The 322-nt window shown below is 52.8% G+C and carries 1 protein-coding gene; it reads right to left on the reverse strand.

Annotated elements, in window-relative coordinates:
• Window positions 1-236: 236 nt before the first annotated feature.
• Window positions 237-322: TyrR/PhhR family helix-turn-helix DNA-binding protein (locus tag SB756_RS28910; RefSeq protein WP_410912956.1), on the reverse strand; the 86-nt coding region annotated here is incomplete at its 5' end.

Consider the following 322-nt stretch of genomic DNA (forward strand, 5'->3'; position numbering starts at 1 on the left):
CATAGCAAGAACACGGCCAATATTTATTTGGCCGTTGTAAATCAAGGGGTTGAGTGTTTTTTGTAGAGAATGGAATTTCACGGCCGTAGCGAAAACGCTACAGCACGGGGTGCGGAAAAAAGGCTTTGAGGATCAAAGCCTTGCACGGCTGCGATTGCAAGGCTTTGTAGCGAAATCGTTCCACTGTAGCGCTTTCAGTACAGATGGAGGTCGCTTTCAGAGCGGCAAGCGCAAGCTCAGGCCTTGCTGGGAATGCCGTATTTGCGCAGGCGATGGGCAATCGCGGTATGGGAGGTCTGCAAGCGGTTGGCCAGTTGCCGGG

Source organism: Pseudomonas sp. SIMBA_068 (assembly GCF_046534705.1).
Classification (GTDB): domain Bacteria; phylum Pseudomonadota; class Gammaproteobacteria; order Pseudomonadales; family Pseudomonadaceae; genus Aquipseudomonas; species Aquipseudomonas putida.